At 68.8% G+C, this 16,784-nt stretch carries 13 protein-coding genes; 3 read left to right on the forward strand and 10 right to left on the reverse strand.

Annotated features, from left to right (window positions below):
* Window positions 1–25: 25 nt before the first annotated feature.
* The 8 genes from AB0M29_RS19145 to AB0M29_RS19180 form a co-directional block, all read right to left on the reverse strand.
* Window positions 26–3,823 carry a S8 family serine peptidase gene (locus AB0M29_RS19145; RefSeq protein ID WP_365383954.1) on the reverse strand — a complete coding sequence of 1,266 codons (3,798 nt, stop codon included), beginning with the start codon at window positions 3,821–3,823 and terminating at the stop codon, window positions 26–28.
* Window positions 3,824–4,169: 346 nt separating this feature from the next.
* The gene (locus AB0M29_RS19150; protein WP_365383956.1) at window positions 4,170–4,790 is read right to left on the reverse strand and encodes a hypothetical protein; all 621 of its coding nucleotides are present in this window, start codon (window positions 4,788–4,790) and stop codon (window positions 4,170–4,172) included.
* A 352-nt stretch (window positions 4,791–5,142) separates the two neighbouring features.
* On the reverse strand, window positions 5,143–6,060 hold the full coding sequence (locus tag AB0M29_RS19155) for a DUF5937 family protein (RefSeq protein ID WP_365383958.1): 918 nt from the start codon (window positions 6,058–6,060) through the stop codon (window positions 5,143–5,145).
* A gap of 377 nt (window positions 6,061–6,437) precedes the next feature.
* A complete protein-coding gene (locus tag AB0M29_RS19160; RefSeq protein ID WP_365383960.1) occupies window positions 6,438–8,357 on the reverse strand; it encodes a RiPP maturation radical SAM C-methyltransferase in 1,920 nt (639 codons plus the stop codon).
* A 12-nt stretch (window positions 8,358–8,369) separates the two neighbouring features.
* Window positions 8,370–8,819, reverse strand: a complete 450-nt coding sequence (locus AB0M29_RS19165; RefSeq protein ID WP_365383962.1) for a hypothetical protein — start codon at window positions 8,817–8,819, stop codon at window positions 8,370–8,372.
* Between the two features lie 426 nt (window positions 8,820–9,245).
* Window positions 9,246–9,662, reverse strand: coding sequence for a nuclear transport factor 2 family protein (locus AB0M29_RS19170; RefSeq protein ID WP_365383964.1), 417 nt, complete (start codon window positions 9,660–9,662; stop codon window positions 9,246–9,248).
* 176 nt (window positions 9,663–9,838) lie between these two features.
* Window positions 9,839–10,789, reverse strand: a complete 951-nt coding sequence (locus AB0M29_RS19175) for an alpha/beta hydrolase fold domain-containing protein (RefSeq protein ID WP_365383966.1) — start codon at window positions 10,787–10,789, stop codon at window positions 9,839–9,841.
* Window positions 10,790–10,913: 124 nt separating this feature from the next.
* The gene (locus tag AB0M29_RS19180) at window positions 10,914–11,285 is read right to left on the reverse strand and encodes a nuclear transport factor 2 family protein (protein ID WP_365383968.1); all 372 of its coding nucleotides are present in this window, start codon (window positions 11,283–11,285) and stop codon (window positions 10,914–10,916) included.
* 130 nt (window positions 11,286–11,415) lie between these two features.
* On the opposite strand from AB0M29_RS19180, the gene AB0M29_RS19185 reads away from it, so the two are divergent.
* Complete coding sequence (locus AB0M29_RS19185) at window positions 11,416–12,285, forward strand: MerR family transcriptional regulator (protein ID WP_365383969.1); 870 nt, start codon at window positions 11,416–11,418, stop codon at window positions 12,283–12,285.
* 106 nt (window positions 12,286–12,391) lie between these two features.
* Here AB0M29_RS19185 and AB0M29_RS19190 read toward each other — a convergent pair whose 3' ends face one another.
* Entirely contained in the window at window positions 12,392–12,535 is a 144-nt protein-coding gene (locus tag AB0M29_RS19190) for a hypothetical protein (protein ID WP_365383970.1), read from the reverse strand.
* A gap of 335 nt (window positions 12,536–12,870) precedes the next feature.
* Between AB0M29_RS19190 and AB0M29_RS19195 the strand changes: the two genes are divergently transcribed.
* Window positions 12,871–14,355 carry an ATP-binding SpoIIE family protein phosphatase gene (locus AB0M29_RS19195; protein ID WP_365383971.1) on the forward strand — a complete coding sequence of 495 codons (1,485 nt, stop codon included), beginning with the start codon at window positions 12,871–12,873 and terminating at the stop codon, window positions 14,353–14,355.
* A gap of 65 nt (window positions 14,356–14,420) precedes the next feature.
* Here AB0M29_RS19195 and AB0M29_RS19200 read toward each other — a convergent pair whose 3' ends face one another.
* On the reverse strand, window positions 14,421–14,744 hold the full coding sequence (locus AB0M29_RS19200) for a metalloregulator ArsR/SmtB family transcription factor (RefSeq protein ID WP_365383973.1): 324 nt from the start codon (window positions 14,742–14,744) through the stop codon (window positions 14,421–14,423).
* Window positions 14,745–14,971: 227 nt separating this feature from the next.
* Here AB0M29_RS19200 and AB0M29_RS19205 point away from each other — a divergent pair, with 227 nt between their 5' ends.
* Window positions 14,972–16,309, forward strand: a complete 1,338-nt coding sequence (locus tag AB0M29_RS19205; RefSeq protein ID WP_365383975.1) for a hypothetical protein — start codon at window positions 14,972–14,974, stop codon at window positions 16,307–16,309.
* Window positions 16,310–16,784: the final 475 nt, after the last annotated feature.

Consider the following 16,784-nt stretch of genomic DNA (forward strand, 5'->3'; position numbering starts at 1 on the left):
GAGCGGGCAGCAGCATCCGTCGTGATCACTTCAGGCCGTAGGCCCGCGTCACTTCCTGGGACACGCGGTTGCCCGCGTCGTCCCAGACCTGCGCCTTCAGCGACACGAAGCCGTGACGGGGCGCGTCGAAGCGGGCCGTCCACCTGCCGCGGGCGGTCTTGTCGAGGGAGACCTGGTGCCAACTGCGGCCGTCGTCGTACGAGACCGAGAGCGTAGCTCCGGCGATCCGGCCGGCGCCCGCCGCGTCGGGCAGATGGCTTCCGGTGAGCCGCAGCGTCTGCCGGCCACCTCGCGCGTCGCCTGCGAGGTCGGTGTCCAGGCCGTAGTCGAGTTGGAGGAGCGCCATGCGGTCGATCTCCGTCGGATCGGTCACCGGGGCGGACTTCACCTGCCATACGGTGTGCGTGGACGGCGACAGCCGGTACGTGGCCGGGTCCCGCTCGGCGCGCAGGTCGAGGGTGTACGTCGACGGTACGGTCGGAATCGGGTAGAGCGTCGCCGACGGCCATGCCGAGGTTGCGACCAGCTCACCGTCCTGGAACACCTTGAAGTCCAGTGTGCTGGTGCCGTCGACCATGGTGCCGCCGTGGCTCGATCCGGCGCCGCTGTCGGTCCAGGGCTGGATGTTGATGGAAAGGAAGCCCTGCTGCCGCTCGGACCACCAGTAGCCGCCGCCGTTGCGCGGGTGGACGACGGGGGCGAACCAGTCGCTGGTTACCCGGGTGCCCGCCCGGTACGAGGTGATGGCTCCGTTGGACTCCCATTCCAGGTCCGGCCCGGTGACGGCGTCCTCGGCCCACGTGGTGCCGGGCTGCGCGGAGAGGTAGTCGGTACGCGTCCCGGGCATGTCCATCCGCAGCGGGAACCCGACCGCGTACGTGCGGTAGGGCCGGTAGTCCCAGCGGAACTCGCCGCTGGGGTAGGACCTCGTGCCGTGGAAACGCATGTCCACGGTGGCCAGTTCGGACGGGCGCGGACGGTAGGTCAGCCCGGTTGCCGGGATCCGGCCCGGGTGCGGGTCGGCCAGGTCGTAGACGTACGGTGAGTTGGGCACGCCTTCGACGTCGAGCCGTAGCGTGCCCTTGCGGGTCTGGGCGATCAGTGGCGCCCCCTCGCGCGCGGTCACCGCGACCACGGGGACCTTGCTGTAGCCGCCGTCGTCGGTGCCGACCCACTCCATCAGTTTGCCGGGTGCGTCGTCCACCACGATCAGCAGCGCGGCACCGGCGTCGGCTGCGGCCTGGGCCCGCTGGGTGGCGGTGAGCGCGTCGGAGCGGGTGACCAGCACGGCTCTGCCCCTGGCATCGATGCCGGTGTAGTCGGCAGGGGTTCCGGCGCCGGCGTACACGGCGACCAGGCGCCTCTTGCCGTCGTACAGCGCGGATCCGGCCTGGCCCAACACGGTGACGGGCGAACCGTGGTGAGCCAGCGTCAGCAGCGGGTAGGCCTTGCGCCACCGTGTCTCGTACTCGAAGCTGCCCTGGGTCACACGCTGGGTGGGCAGCACGAACATGCTGTCGTACGTGGGCGGCAGCAGGTACTGCACGTCCATGGTGCTGACGCCGCCGTCGGAGCGGTGCCAGTCCATGTACAGCATCCGGTCCTCGGTCTTGCGCGGCACCTTCGCGGTGACCTCGCGTGCCTTGCTCGCGTCGAGGACCAATTGCCGGTCCTGGTCGAGGGAGATCTGCGGGTCGCCCAGCAGGGCCGTGCCCAGGGAGTCCGGGCCGTGGCTGCCGACGACGTCGAGATAGGTCAGGGCGCTGTATGTTCCCGCTCGCAGCCGGACACTGAGGCGGCCGGTGTCGCCCACCTGGATCAGCTGGGGGTCGGCGTCCGTGCCGAACTGCTGCAGCTCGACGAGGCCTGCTGTGGGTTTGCCGGACCGGTCCTTGAGGACGATGTTCAGGGAGTGCCGTTCGTCCTCCTTGTACAACCCGACCTGGGTGCGCGCCCGCACGGCGCCGGAGGCGTCGCTCGCGGTGATCTGCCCGAGGTACCGGCGGCCGTCGGCGCCGAGTTGCGGCCGTGCGGTGGCGGTGACGGTGGCCGAACCGTGCGCGGGCACGGTCACTGAGGCGGCGGACAGTGCGAACATCCCGGCGGGGGCGGGCGTGCCGGCGTCGGCGCCGGGGTCCACGTCGACCGGGCCCCCGGCCACGGAGGCGTTCAGCGACAGGTGCAGTTCCACCGGGGCGGGGCCGCTGTTGCGGTAGGTCACCGTGCGGTCGACGGGTGCCTGGTCGTCGTGCGGCCAGCCGTCGAAGCCGAAGTACGCCGAGCCGGTGGCCGACACCGATGCGCCGAGCGAGGCGGCCACATCGACGCGGCCAGCGCCGACCTGGTAGGCCGTGTAGTCGGGGAGTGGCTTCGAGGTGCTCATCAGCGCGTCCTTGAGCTGCGGCGCGGTCCAGTCCGGGTGCTCCTCGGCGAGGATCGCGGCTGCCCCGGCCACGTGCGGAGTCGCCATCGAGGTGCCGCTCATGGTCTGGTACCAGCCGGTGTCGGCGCTGCCGCCGGCTTTGGCTGCGAGGATGTCGACGCCAGGGGCGGCGATGTCCGGCTTGAGGGCGTAGTCGCCGTAGCGGGGGCCCAGGGTGGAGAAGGACGCCAGTCGATCGTCGGAGTCCACGGCAGCCACCGTCAGCGCCGAGTCGGCGGTGCCGGGGGCGCTCATCGTTGCCTCGGCGCCGGTGTTTCCGGCCGCGACCACGAACAGCGCACCGCTCTGGGCGGTCAGCCGATCGACGGCCTGGCTCATCGGGTCCGTGCCGTCGGTGGGGTCGGAGCCGCCCAGGCTCATGCTGACTACCTTGGCGCCTTGGCTGACTGCCCACTCCATGCCGGCGATCACCCAGGAGTCGTCTCCGTAGCCCTCGTTGGCGAGTACTTTTCCGACCAGCAGGTCGGCGCCGGGAGCCACACCCTTCTCGGCGCCGTCCGAGGCGGTGCCGCTGCCGCCCACCGTGGAGGCGGTGTGGGTGCCGTGGCCGTTGCCGTCCTCGGTCGACTCGCCGGGGACGAAACTGACGGCCTGGCTCACCCGGCCGGCCAGGTCGGGGTGGTGGGAGTCGATGCCGGTGTCCAGCACGGCGACTTTGACGCCTTTGCCGTCGTAGCCGGCGGCCCAGGCGGTGGGCGCGCCGATCTGTGCGGTGCTGTCCCGTAGATCGGCGTGGACCTTGCCGTCCAGCCATATCTTGGACAGTCCGTCACGCAGCAGCGGTGCCGTAGTGCGGGTGGCCGCGGGCGGGACGACTGACGTCCAGAGCTGCCTCGCCTGCTTTTTGGCGGCCCTGACGGAGTTTCCGTTGACGCTCCGCAGCGACCGTAGCCGGGTGCTGCCGCGGGGGACGGCGCGCGACGACAGTGGCTGCGTTGCTCCCGGGCGGTATCCGAGGATCAGCGGGATGCTGCCGCTGTGTTGATCGTCGTAGCCCTGCTTGATGAGTGACGTGACGTCGAACAGGCGGCGGTCGATCCGGTCTGCGGCCAGATAGGGCATCGCCTCGTCGGGGTACACGTACAGGTCGCCTCCGACGACCTCCGTCCTTACTCCTCCGGTGGCGCCGCGCGGGCGGGTGATGTCGATGGACTGGGGACCGTTGCCCGGCCCCGACACCCGGACGACGTCACCGGTGAGGAGGGTGACGGTGTGCCGGCTGCCGACTGTGGTGGCCGCGGGCCCTGGGGCGTGTGCGGTTGTGTCGGCCGATGCCGGTCCGGCCGATCCGGTCAGCGACGCGAGGACGGCGACGATGGTGCCGAACGTCGCTGTGACTGCCCGCCGGCCAGGTTTGTGGCGAGGGGTGATGGAGATCATGTGCAGGTCCTACCGGCCCACGGCGGCGGGAGGGAACAGAGCGCCGCTGGCGGCAAAGCGTCACGTCTCACATGTGCCACGGCGATGTAGGTGCGGCGGCCGATGGAGCGTTCCTGCATCTTCTGGACCTTGGCGAGACGCGGCACTGCCCCGGCGGCGGCCGTGACGGTGGAGGCAGCCGCGGGAGGCGTCAGCGAAACGATGACGCCTCCCGCAGGGGTTGTCTCTGCCGGTCCGGGAGCCCGTGGTGCGCCCCGGTCGCTCGCCTGACTGCGAATTGCCAACTGAAATGCCGGTCTGCCGACGCCCGGGGGGATACCGAGCAGCAGCGCGGCGGCTCAGTTCATCAGAAGGGGGCGCTCGGGAAGGTACCCTGCCCGCTGGTGACGACCGGGCCGTTCTGGTCGTAGCCCGCGTAGTTGTGCAGGGTGCCCCAGGAGATCCACTGGCAGTCGTTCACCTCGGCGCCCACGCGCCAGGCATCCGGGCTGTAGACGTTCCACTTCGGTCCCCAGAGGTAGACGTTCTTCTGCGAGGAGATCGCGTAGCCCGCGTTGTCCGCCCAGAGCGTGCCCCCGTAGGGGTCGCCGACCGCCAGGGAGACGGGTGTCCCGTTGTAGCCGGAGTTGATGAACCCGTCCGCGAACTGCCAGTGCGCGACCACTCGACCCGAGCAGGTGTCCCACATCTGCTCGACCTGGCCCGCGTAGGTGCCCTGGTAGCCGAAGCTGCCGGGGGCGCCGATGTTTTCCAGGCCGCATGACGCCGCGGCGTTGGTGTGCATGCCCTTGATGCCCGAGCGCAGAATCGCCCGCCCGGCGGTGTTGTAGGTCGTGTTCACCTGGCTGTTGGTGACACTGACGGGCGTGTGGTGACTCGTTGTGGTGGCCGCCTGCGAGGTGCCGGCGGCGGCCAAGGTGAGGGCGGCGGAGGCCGCGGTGGCGGCGGCGATGGAACGTAAGCGCATGATGACTCCTGACTGTGACGTGGTGGCATTTGGCCGAACCCGAGCGATGGCCCCAACTGACCGACGCTGACGCGACATTCACGGGTCTTTGGCCCGTCCTGGCGCCCTGCTGGCACCGGCCGGATCCTGCTGCTGCCAGCATGTTCTGGCCCGGCTCAAGGAAAGCGCAGGCCTGACGGATCCTCGAATCATTCGATCAGGTTCGAATTCTGACGGCGTCAGGAGACTGCATGCTCAGGATCGATCTCGGCGCCGACGTCGTCGTCCGGGAGTCGCGAAGGAGCTCAGCGCGATGTCCGCATCCGACGTATAGCCCGTGCAGGGCCGCGGTTGAGCCGGGACTGATCGCCGCTCACGGCACGGGAATCTCCGTGCGCTGGTAATAGACGTGCCGCGTCTGGCGGGTGCGTTGGAGCAGCCCGGCACGATGGAGGATCTGCAGGTGGTACGAGACGGTTGCGCGGCTGAGGTGCAGGCGCCGGGCAAGGCTCTCGGTGGTCTGAGGTTGGGTGAGTTCGGCGAGTATCTCGGCTCTGGTGGTGCCGATCAGCTCCGGCAGGTTCTGCTTCGGAGGGAGCGCGTCGACCGGGTAGGTGATCATGGGCAGGCGGGGGCCGGGGGCCTCGGGTCCGTCGATGCAGGACATGTTGGGGGTACCAAAGACCGACGGGACGAACATCACGCCCTGGGCGCTCGCGGAGACGTTCTGGTCGCACAGGGGGAAGGTGAGCTCCAGGCTTCCGGCGTTCCACGTGAAGGCTGGGCCCAAGCTTTTGATCATCTGGTGGAAGCCGTCACGCGCGCTGGTCACGGCGCGCCGTGAGATGTCGGAATGCATCTGGTGGTGGAGCTGTGCCCAGTGAGGGCTGACTGCGATGTCCCAGAACTGTCCGAGCTGGCTGGCTACTTGGTTGGCGAAGTCGCGTTCACCGCGGTCCATGGCCCGTCGCAGAAGGGTGCCCGACCGGCTGGACAGGTCAGTGCGATCACGTTGGGGGCCAGGGAGGTGGGACGTGACTTCGTAGTCGACTCTGTCCGTCGGGGTGGTCGCCACCAGGTGCAGCTGGTCGTGCGGGTCGCTGTCGAATGCTGCTGGCTGGGGGCTGATGAAGTCGGGTATGCCAGGGCTCGCGGTGGCGAGCGCGGCCAGCAGCGTCAGCCTCTTCTCCCGCACCACTGTGGTCGCGCGTGACTGCCATGCCCTGGGCAGTTTGTTCGGGTGGTGGCCTGCCTTGTACAGCAGCTCGCACACCAGATGCAGCGGAGACACGACGAACCTGGTCCGTGCCAGTCCCTCTGACCCCAGATCAATCCGGATCATCCCACCCCCACGCGAGTCCGGTGTGCCGCACGCAGCGGCACGTCCCAGTGAACAGGCAGACCACAGCGGCGTCCAGGCCGCGCCTTGGGGATGGTCGTTGGCTGCCCGCGACCGGTTCCGATGAGGGGTTGGGCACGGGTGTTTGGGGTGGTGCGGGGTGGCGGGATTGCCTGGCACAGCGCCTGGGCACGACCCGGCGTGCGTCCACCGTTACCTGTAGCGAGCACGAAGGCGACATGAACTCACCTCACGGCGGGGGCATCGCGTTCACCACCGTCGCCGCCGACAGGATCGGCAGGTCCAGTGCTAGGCCGCTGCTGTCCCGGCTAGGCGCGCAGGCTGATCCACTCGTTCTTCCAGTGGGATTCCAGGTGGGCGCGCATGGCGTCGGCGGGGAGGGCGAGTCCGAGGGCTTGTCGGCCCTCGCGCCATACCAGGCGTGCGGCCACGAGTTGGTCCAGCGCTTTGTCGTGTGCTTCTGGGGTGATGCCCGCGGTGCGGCCGAGGGTGTGGCGGACGTCGGAGATGGAGCGGGGGTTCTGGTCGAACTCTTGGTAGACCCGCCAGACGGTCTCGTCGACATCGAGCACGGCGGGGGCACCGAAGCGGGAGTCGGTGAATCGGGCGCCGTCCCTGGTGCGTTCCCAGAAGAGCACGACGTCGCGCTGTCGGTGCTGGTTCTTCCAGTGTTCGACCTGGTGGACCAGGATCCGGTGGGCCTCGGCGAGTTCGGGCGGGGTGTCGAAGGTGCGCTCGAAGCAGTAGACGTAGTTGTCGAGTTGCATTCCCGACCGCTCCAGGAATTCTTTGGAGAACATCACGTCGTAGCGCCAGTCGTGTGAGGCGCGGGTGGAGATGTCGAACCGTTCGGGGTCGGCTTGAAGGGGTGCGAAGCGGGTGATCTGGACCAGTGAGCGGCTGATCGGTGGCACGAGGTGGTAGATCATCGGGATGCGGGCGAAGAGGTCCTGGAACCACTCGACCTTCTCGCCGGGGAATCCGAACAGCACGTTGTAGTGGATCACTACGCGGTGCAGGTAGCCCGACTTGAGCGTGGCCACGTTCTGGATGCCGCGCACGCCCTTGCCCATCTCGCGCAGCAGCTCCGAGGAGAACGACTCGATTCCCGGTTGGACCTCCACGAAGCCGGCGTCGGCGATCTGCCGCATCCGGGCGGCCGACTGGTTTGCCTTGATCTCGCAGGACAGCCGAAATCGGGGCTGCTCGCGGGCTAGGGCGGGCAGCAGGTCGTCGTAGTGGTGGCGGGCGAGGATGTAGTCGGAGAAGCGGAACTCGTGGTCGCCGTAGCGGCTGCGCAGGTCGCGCAGTGTCGCTAGCACGACCTCGGCCGGTTTCGTGCGGTACTGCAGCGACGACTCGTCGATTCCGCAGAACGTGCAGTGACTTGTCTGGCCCCACCAGCAGCCGCGTGAACCCTCCAGTGGGAGGGAACGTGTGGTGATGGTGACCTGGTCGTCGTCCCGCAGAGCCGCGACGTCGGCGAACCAGTCGTCGAAGTCGGGGGTGGGCGCGGTCGCGAGATCGGAACGGACAGTACGGCATGCGCTGCTTCGCCCGCGGGTGAGGACATTGGGGATGCGGTCGAGTTGGTCGGCGCCGACCGAGGCGAGTGCCAGCCGGTGGATGGTCGGCTCGCCGTCGCCCTGGACGACGGCATCGATCTGCGGAAAGGTCTTCAGCACCTCGATTCCCGGCTCACCGAAGAGGGCGTAGCCGCCCATCACGATCATCAGGTCGGGCCGGCGGCGCCGGAGCACCTCGGCAAGGGCGACCGACGCGATCGTCTGGTCGAACATGCAGGTGAACCCGACGATCGTCGGGTCATCGGCCAGCACGCGGTCGGCGCATTCCTCGAGGTAGACGGGAACGATCTCGTTGCGGACCCGCAGCGCCGCCTCCGCGAGATCGACCGCGGTCGGGTACCGGGGATGCGGCCGCGTGCCCTCGGGGTCCGCGCAGACATCGAGCAGGCGGTCCAGTTGCACCGCGTCGACGTCGTCGAGGGGCGCGGTGAACAGGAACTCGTTCAGCCCGACCATCCGGGAGAACGCGTCGTAGGTCTCCTGGGTCACGTGCCGTAGGAGGCCGATGTAGAGATGGTGCACGCGGCAGGCAATCGCGTTCCGGCTTAGCTCGGCTTTGAGAGTCGCGAGGCCGAGCGACGGTTCGGCCAGTCCCGGCCACGGCATGGCAGCCAGCGCGACCCGCGGCGCAATCGACGTCATGGTGAAATCAGCTCAGACCTTGAACTCCACGCGCTGCGACCAGTCGATGACCACTTCGCCAGGCTCGTCGAAGGCGACGATGACGATGACGAGTGCCAGCACGATCGTCACATCGTTGCTCTGCGCCTCACCGGTGATCCAGGCCGCCCGGCTGACCAGTTCGGCCGCCTCGTCACTGACCTCGTGGCCGACTGTCCGAGCCACCTGCTGGGGATCGGTCCGCAAGTCATAGATGTGGCGTCCGTCGGCGACCACAGCGTTGTAGAACGCCAGAGCCTCCTGCACCACTTCCCGTGACGCTCCCAGCTCCCTGGACCGCGGGTCGGCCACCACCTGCTCGTAGAAGGACTCCAGCTCGGTGGCCGACGTCGCGAGCATGTGCCTGTCGGCCCACCGGCGGCGCAGCTCCTCGCGGAGAAAGAGCGGCTGCTGGTAGAGGATTCTCGTCTCGCCTACAGGCATCTCGCCTCCTTCTCCGGAACCGGGGTCACGTCAGCTTCCCACCCGGCGCAGGGATCGGTACATCGCCCACCCGGGTGATGTTGTCGCAGCTCAGGCCCGCCAGTCCCAGCCGATGCCGAGGTCGCCGTGGGTTGTGAGGGCGCTGGCGATGTGCACGGTGCCGCGGGCCGCGTGGAGCAGGTGCCGGGCGTGTCCGGGCCGGGGCCGCCGGGCCGTTCCCCGCGCCCGCGAGGGAGAGTGCGGCCTCGACGCTCGGTGGTAGCAGTCGGTCGGCGGGGACGGTACGGCCGCTGGCGGCGTTCAACTCGGCCCCAAGGGCCAGGTCCTGCCGCCCGCGACGACACCGGGAGAGTCTGCCGTCGCGTGCGCCGCCGTCGCCGAAGGGATCCGCTCGGCAGGGAGGCCGGTCGCGTCGCAGATCAGGCCCTACACGGTGGTGATCTTGCCGTCCCACTCGCCGCCGGCCGGGACGGAGGCGTGCTGGTGGGTCAGTTCCCAGCCGTTCTCACGCCGCTCGAAGCAGTCGGTCTGCCGGGCCATGACGTGCTTGGTGGAGCCGTTCTTGAGCACGATGTTCGTGCTCTGCACCGTGCAGACGATGCCCATGTCCCCGTTGACCTTCGCGTCCAGTTCGAGGATCTCGACATTGCAGGACTCGAAGTTGGCAAAGGTGTCGTCGAACAGCTTGCGCGCCGGGGCGACGCCCCTGGACGCGAACGGGGGAATGTCGAACCACAGCACGTCGGACGCCCAGTGCCGGGTGCTCTGCGCACCGGTCATCGACGCCGCCATCTCGCGGACGATGGCGATGATGGCTTCCTTGTCCTGCTCGGCCGTCGTCATGACTTTGCTCCCTTCGTCTCGCGGCCCTGATCGGCCGCTACGGACAACCCTGCGGCGTGCCGTCAGGGGAGGTGCAAGAGCCAGCCGCGCGACGAGATCTCCCCTGAGGGGAGATCCCCTGCCAAGGGCCTGCCGTCAGCGCTGGATATCGGGGGCTTCCCCGTGAAGCCGGCCGCTCAGAGGGCCGCCAGGGTGCGGATGCGGTCGGCGAAGGCCCGTCGGGCGGCCCCGGACTGGGGGGCGAGGCGGTCCCATCCGTGCGGGACGCCGGGATGGACGTGCAGTTCAACGGGGACGCCCGCGGCGGCCAGGCGCGCGGCGTAGGCGATGTCCTCGTCGCGGAAGATGTCGAGGTCACCGGTGTCGATGTAGGCAGCAGCCAGTCCGGTGAAGTCGGTCAGGCGGGCCGGTGCGGCGATCGGGGAGACATCCGCGGTGCCGAACGTGTCGCCGAGCACCGCCTTCCAGGCGGTGTAGTTGTCGTCGTAGGTCCAGGTCAGGAAGGGTTCGCGGGTCGGCTCGGGGCCCTGGTTGCGGTCGTCGAGCATGGGATAGACAAGGATCTGCCGAGCCAGGGGAGTGTGCCGGTCGCGGGCCAGGATGGCGGTGGCCGCGGCAGGTGCGCCGCCGCCGCTGTCGCCCATCACCGCGATGCGTCCGGTGTCCACGGCCAGTTCGTGCGCGTGGTCGGTGAGCCAGGTCAGGCCGGCGAAGACGTCCTCGGCGAGCATGGTGCCGATGGCCTCGGGGGCCAGGCGGTAGCCGACGGACAGGAACGGCACCTGACTGTGCGCGACGTACCAGGAGAGCAGGGTGTCGTAGGCGTCCAGGTCGCCCAGGATCATGCCGCCGCCGTGGGCGTAGAGCACGGCCGGGCCGGGCGCCGTGGTCTCGCCAGCGGTGTACCAGCGCAGTTCAATCCGGGCGCCGTCGGGCGCCGTGGCGAAGTAGGTGGCGGTCTTGATCCCGGTGACCGGGGGGACCAGGGCCGCCATGGCAGCCTGGCCGAGGTTGCCGGCCTGGCGAATCGACCTCCAGTCCCCGCGCTCGCGGGCGGCTACGCCGGCGGCCTGCTCGGTGCGGGCGGCCAGGAGGGGGACGAGTTCGGGGTCGAGGGTGTAGCTCATGGGAAGTGGTACCGGCTTTCCGGAGGTGGACGGATGGGTGCGCAACGAAGTGGCGGCGTACGCGGGTCGGTGGGCCGGTTGCGTGCGCCGCGGGCCTCGGGCGGGCCGGACACAGCGGTGTCTGTCAGTACGGGGAGGGCTGGTTGCGGATCACGGCGAGGCCGACGATTTTGCCGTCGTGCACGCTGAAGTAGTCCGACATCACCAGTTCGGCCGGGAGGCTGGTCTTGTCGTAGGTGCCGTCATAGCGCGAGCGCACGATGGTCTGGCCGTAGTGCGCGACGACCTCGATCGGCTGCATCGTGACGTGGTCGCCGATCATCTCCTTCTCGGCCCACGCGCGGATGGCTGCGATGCCGTTGATCTCACGGCGGGCGTCGTTGACGTAGGCGTCCTCGGCGAAGGTGGCGACCATCCGGTCAAGGTCGAAGGCGTTGACCGCCGCCAGGTACTCGGCGACGGCGGGCGGCAGGGCGGTGCTCGTGGGTGTGGTCATCGTTTCGGCTCCCTTCGGCCGGCGGCCCGGTCGACCGCCTGCAAGCAGGCTCGGGCGTGCCCCGACGAGAGGTGCAAGACCCTCGCGCGCCCGTGCATCTCCCCTTGGGGGAGGTGGCACAGTGGCAGGCATGGACGCGACACTGCCGATCGGGGACTTCGCAAGGGCCACGCACCTGAGCGTGAAGACGCTGCGCTACTACCACCAGGTGGGCCTGCTGGAACCGGACGAGGTGGACCGGCACACCGGCCACCGGTACTACACCACCGCGCAGATCCCGACCGCGCAGATCATCCGCCGTTTCCGCGCCCTGGACATGCCCGTCGAGCAGATCGCCAAGGTACTGGCCGCCCCCGACCTCGACACCCGCAACGCGCTGCTGGCCGCGCACCTGAACCAGATGGAGCAGGAGTTGGCGCGCAGCCAGTCTGCGGTCGCCTCGCTGCGCGACCTGCTTACCCGCCCGCCGGGCGGCACCCGGGCCGAGATCGGGCGCCGAAGCGTTCCGGCCACGCCGGCGGCTGCGATCACCGAGACGGTGGACGTCGCCGAGGCGTTGACCTGGTACCAGGGTGCGCTCGGTGAGATCTTCGCGACGCTCGACGCCCAGGGCCTGGCCGCCGACGCGACGGCTGGCGGGATCTTCAGTACCGACCTGTTCACCCACGGGCACGGACCGGCGACGATCTTCGTGCCGTGCGCCGGACCGCTGCGCCCCATGGGTCGGGTCGACGCGCTGGTCATCCCGGCGGTCGAGTTGGCGACGATTGTGCACCGCGGTCCGCATGCGAATATCGACCTGGCTTACGGAGCCCTCGGCACATACGTCGCTGAACATGCCCTCGCCGTGGACGGCCCGATCCGCGAGTACTACCCCGTCGGGCGCCACGAGAGCGCAGAGGCGGCCGAGTGGCGCACCGAGATCTGCTGGCCGATCTTCCACACCGGACCGTCGCCCGACGAACCCGCAGCACGCACGCACGAAGGCGGCGATGGGTAGGGGGCGCAAGGGCACTCGGAGCCTGCGGCGCTGAACGCGCCGACACCGGCGATATCGAAATCCGGGGGCTACCGGCAGGCGCGCCGCACCCGCGGACAGGGAAGCGTCACAGACCCAGATCCCCGAGGGCTGCCGGTCGTAGTGGCCGCCACCCGTCAGTGTCGAGCTTGGCCAGTTCCGCTTCGACGTCGACGTTGATGGCGCCGAAGAAATTATTGTTCTCCGTTGGTTCGGAGAAGTCACCGCGCATCCAACCGCTGGAAAAGCCAACCCGGCGAACCTTCCCGGTCAGAGCACTAGCCCGGGCAAGTGCCCATCCGTGTTCTCTCCGATGCTTTCCGTGACAAGCGCACCGGCCACGCCGCTGCGGGAGGTCACGGCGTCGGGTTCCATGACATGGGTCGCGGAGCCGGGCCCGCCCGTTCGCGTAGCCTTGCACATATGGACATTTCGCCCACTCCGGTAGTGGATCCAGTGAGGGGTGCGGTGCGGTCCGCCTTTGTTCCGCTTCGTGGACGAAGGCGGTAGCAGATGGGTAACGCGTCTTCCGCTTCCCGGGCGGCGGGCCCCGGTGCGCTTGTCGTCGTGGGCCGCCTGCTGCCGTTCGCCGTGCTGGTCGCGGCCGGGGCGCTGTTGGTGGCTGCGCCGCCCGGCGATCACTACGGTTTGCTGTTGTCGGTCGTACCGTTCCTGGCCGCAGCCGTGCACGGTGTCTACCTCACGGCGCTGATCGGCACACTGACGGTCGCCCTGTATGCCGGCGCGGGCCTGTCGCGCAACGACGACGACGTCGATGTGACACTGATCAAGCTTGCCTTCCTCACGGCGGCCGCGGCGACGGCCGTGCTGTTCAGCCAGGCCAGAGCCCGCGAGCAGAGGCTGAACAAGGCACAGGACGTCGCCCTCGGACTTCAGCAGGGGCTGATGCCCCGCTCACTGACCGGGAACCACGCGGTGGAGGTCTGCCACCGGTATGTGCCCACCGACAGCGAGGCGGGCGTGGGCGGCGACTGGTGCGACGTGATCCGGCTGTCCGGAGCGCGCGTGGCCCTGGTCATGGGCGATGTCGTGGGGCACGGTGTGCACGCGGCCGCCACCATGGGTCAGCTGCGCACGGCGGTGCGTACGCTGGCCGACCTGGACCTTCCCCCCGATGAACTGCTGTCCCGGTTGGACGACTTGGCCGTACAACTGGCTGAGGAGGACGAGAACCGCGATCTGGGCGCGACCCTTCTGTACGCGGTGTACGACCCGGTCTCCCGCACCTGCACGCTCGCCGGCGCGGGCCACCCCCCGCCGGCGGTGCTCCGGCCCGATGACACGGTCGAATTCCCGCGGATGGCGGAGCATCCTCCGCTGGGTATCGGCGGCACCCCGTTCGAGACCACCACGCTGGAAGTTGCCGACGGCACAGTGCTCGCCCTGTTCACCGACGGGCTGCTCGATCTGCGCCACCGCGCGCCCGAGGTTGCCCTCACGGACGTGGCGGCGGCGCTCGGTCCGGCAGCGCGGCCCCTGCCGGAGATCTGCGGTGACGTGTACGACGTCGCCCCGGCGGACTGCGACGACGACGTCACCGTTCTCCTGGCACGTGTCCACGCCGTTGTGGCCGGCCACGTGGCGGCATGGGAGTTCCCCGCCGACACCAGGTCGCCCGGCCGGGCACGGGCGGCCGCAGGCCGGCAACTGACGACGTGGGGTCTGCATGAGGAGGTCTTCGCCACCGAGTTGGTGGTCACCGAACTCGTGACCAACGCCATCCGGTACGCCTCCCCGCCCGTTGTCCTGCGGTTGATCATGACCGACGCACTCATCTGCGAGGTCTCTGATACCAGTAGCACCGCCCCGCACATGCGCCTGCCCCGCCTGCTCGACGAGGGAGGTCGGGGTCTGTACATCGTCGGCCGGTTGGCCCGGCGCTGGGGAACCCGCTACACCGATACCGGAAAGACCATCTGGGTCGAACAAGCCCTCCCGGGCTCGGTGAAACAGGCCGTCCGCACTGAAGATCCCGTACGTGGTCCGCTACGACTGGCTGAGCCGAGACCTGGCGTTGAACGCCTGCCCTGACCTGCCGCTCGGTGAACACGGTGAAGGCCCTTCGATCGGCGCGTCGACGGCCATCTGCCTGCGAGTCATGGATTCTCCTCCTCCGGTTGTTCGGCCGCCCCCTTGTAGCCTTCGAGGGCACGCCGCCACAACGTGTCGAGCTGATCACGCAGCGCAGCCACTCCGGCGGGGTTGAGACGGTAGATTCGGCGGGTGCCATCCGCGCGCTCGGTGACCAGTCCTGCGTCCTTGAGCACCTTGAGATGCTGTGACACCGCAGGCCTGCTGACCGGCAGCGCATCGGCAAGCTCGCCCACCGCGCGTGGGCGCTCTGCCAGGCAGTCGATGATCGCGCGCCTGGTGGGGTCTCCCAGCGCTTCAAGAGCGTGGCCCATTTGGTTAGCGTCCACGCACGGTAAGTCTAGGCGAACGGATGTGCCTCTGCTCGCCGAGCCCGCTGCACGTTCTGGCGCTCATCGGCCCCACCCATCGGCGCCCCTTGTTGGGCTGGCCTGGTGATCGGGGGTGGGCTGCTGGGGTGGACTGAGCTGGTGCTGGGCGCGAGTCTGTCCGGCCTTGATGCGGTGAACCTGTTGCCTTGTCGTGGCCCGATACTTCCGCCGATTGAGGAGGACCCGTGCCTGATCCGCTGATCGAGAGTCCCCTGCGCGGCGAGGAGGCCTTTGAGGACCAAGAGAGCGAGGAAGCCGCTTGGTCGCGGGCTGCGCAGCTCGTCGGCCTCGGCCTTCAACTTGCCGGGCAGGGAGAGGTGCTCTGGGCGGATGATGATGCGTCCGAGCTGCTCATCCCGGAGGTGCCGGGCTTGAGCGCTCCCTTCCCCGCCGAATACGCCGAGCTCTTCCTTCAAGACCATTTTGGTACCCGCACGCCGTTCCCGTGGCGCCAGTTCCCGGGATGGTCCCAGCCGATCGCCAGCTACACCCAGGACCGGGTGTCTCCACCCCCTGAGAGGTGGTGGAGGCAGTTCGGGGGATGGGAGGAGAGTGTGGCACGGCCGCTGTATCAGGCGATCACTACCAGCGGCGCCCCGGCTGCTGCCGCGGCTTCTCTGCTCCACGTCAGCCAGTTGAGCCGCCACCGCATTGTGCGCGTCGCCGCGGCCGCCGCGATTGCCAACTTCCGCACCACGCTGTCCTGGCCGACGATCGAAGCCCTCGTGGAAGGCTGTTCATCCACCAACGACACGATCCAGCAGATGGCAGTCGATGCCCTGATTCGAGTCGCTCCCAGCCACCCGGTCCTTGCCGCGCTGCGCGAAGGCCAGGAGCGGGAAGAGGAGAACGGCACCGACGAGGCGCACACCTCGATCATCGTGCCCGGCACTTGGACCAGGTTCTCGCGTCCGTCATGGTGGCGACCGGGGGAGCCACTCTTCTCCTACCTCCAGAACGAACCGGGCAACAGCGAGCCCTCCGACGGAACCTTCGAGCCGATCGGAAAAGATCTCTACGCGAAGGACAACTACTTCCGCTGGCCCACGGGTCTCACCCTCAGCGACCGCGTCGCCGGCGCTCACCAGTTGGCCAACTGGGCGGTCCGGCACAAATGTACGAACGGGTTCTCGAAGGTTTTCGCTCACAGCCACGGCGGAAACGTCGCACTTCTCGCGGCAGCCCGGCACAAGATCGGCATCGACTTGCTGGTCATGATCGCGACACCGCCGCATCAACGCACGAGCCTGGAGTGGGCGACCATCTCCCAGCACGTGAAGCGCATCGTGTCCCTGCGCCCCCGCTTCGACATGGTCGTCCTGCTCGACCGTGCATGGTCGGCTGTCAGGGACATCCCCGTGACCGGTGAGTTCCCCTCTGACCGTGTCTGCAGCCTCCAGGTACCCGTGTGGTACGGCCACTCGGTACTCACTCAGCCGGAGGTCTGGACGAAGCACCGTCTCGCCAGCGAAATGTCATCCGAGTGGGAGACCAGCCAACCACCTGGCACCCTGCGTTGGTGAAGCGGGCTGCTGAACTTGAAAGTGTGATGTCGGGCGGAGGGACGGTCGTCGTAGAACGTGAGGTGGGCTCTTCGGCAGAGATTCGCGTGGGGCACGCTCGTTCCTGTCGGGGCAGCGCTTCGGCACAGCGGCGTGACGTCCGCTTAGTGATCATGTGCCGCCGACAGATTCCCCGACCGGCCCGGCCGTGGGCCGCGCTGCTGCGGACTGACTTCGAGTCACACGCTGTTTTCGTGACATGGCTGTGCCCCGCAGGCGATGCCCGCGGGGCTTTGTTCCTCGCGCAGCCGGGGCTGTTATAGCCCGTGGCGGGGGTCAGTAGTGGAAGTCGGCGCTGCCGGGACCGCTGTCCCAGCCGTTGGGGAAATCGCGGGTGTCGCCGGGCGCACCGGTCGGCACTGGCAGGGCGTGCCCCGCACTACGCGTCGTACAACGCGTGCATCCCGATCGTGGCGACCACCTTGGACGGGCTGCG

The sequence above is a fragment of the Streptomyces sp. NPDC051976 genome (assembly GCF_040680795.1).
GTDB lineage: Bacteria > Actinomycetota > Actinomycetes > Streptomycetales > Streptomycetaceae > Actinacidiphila.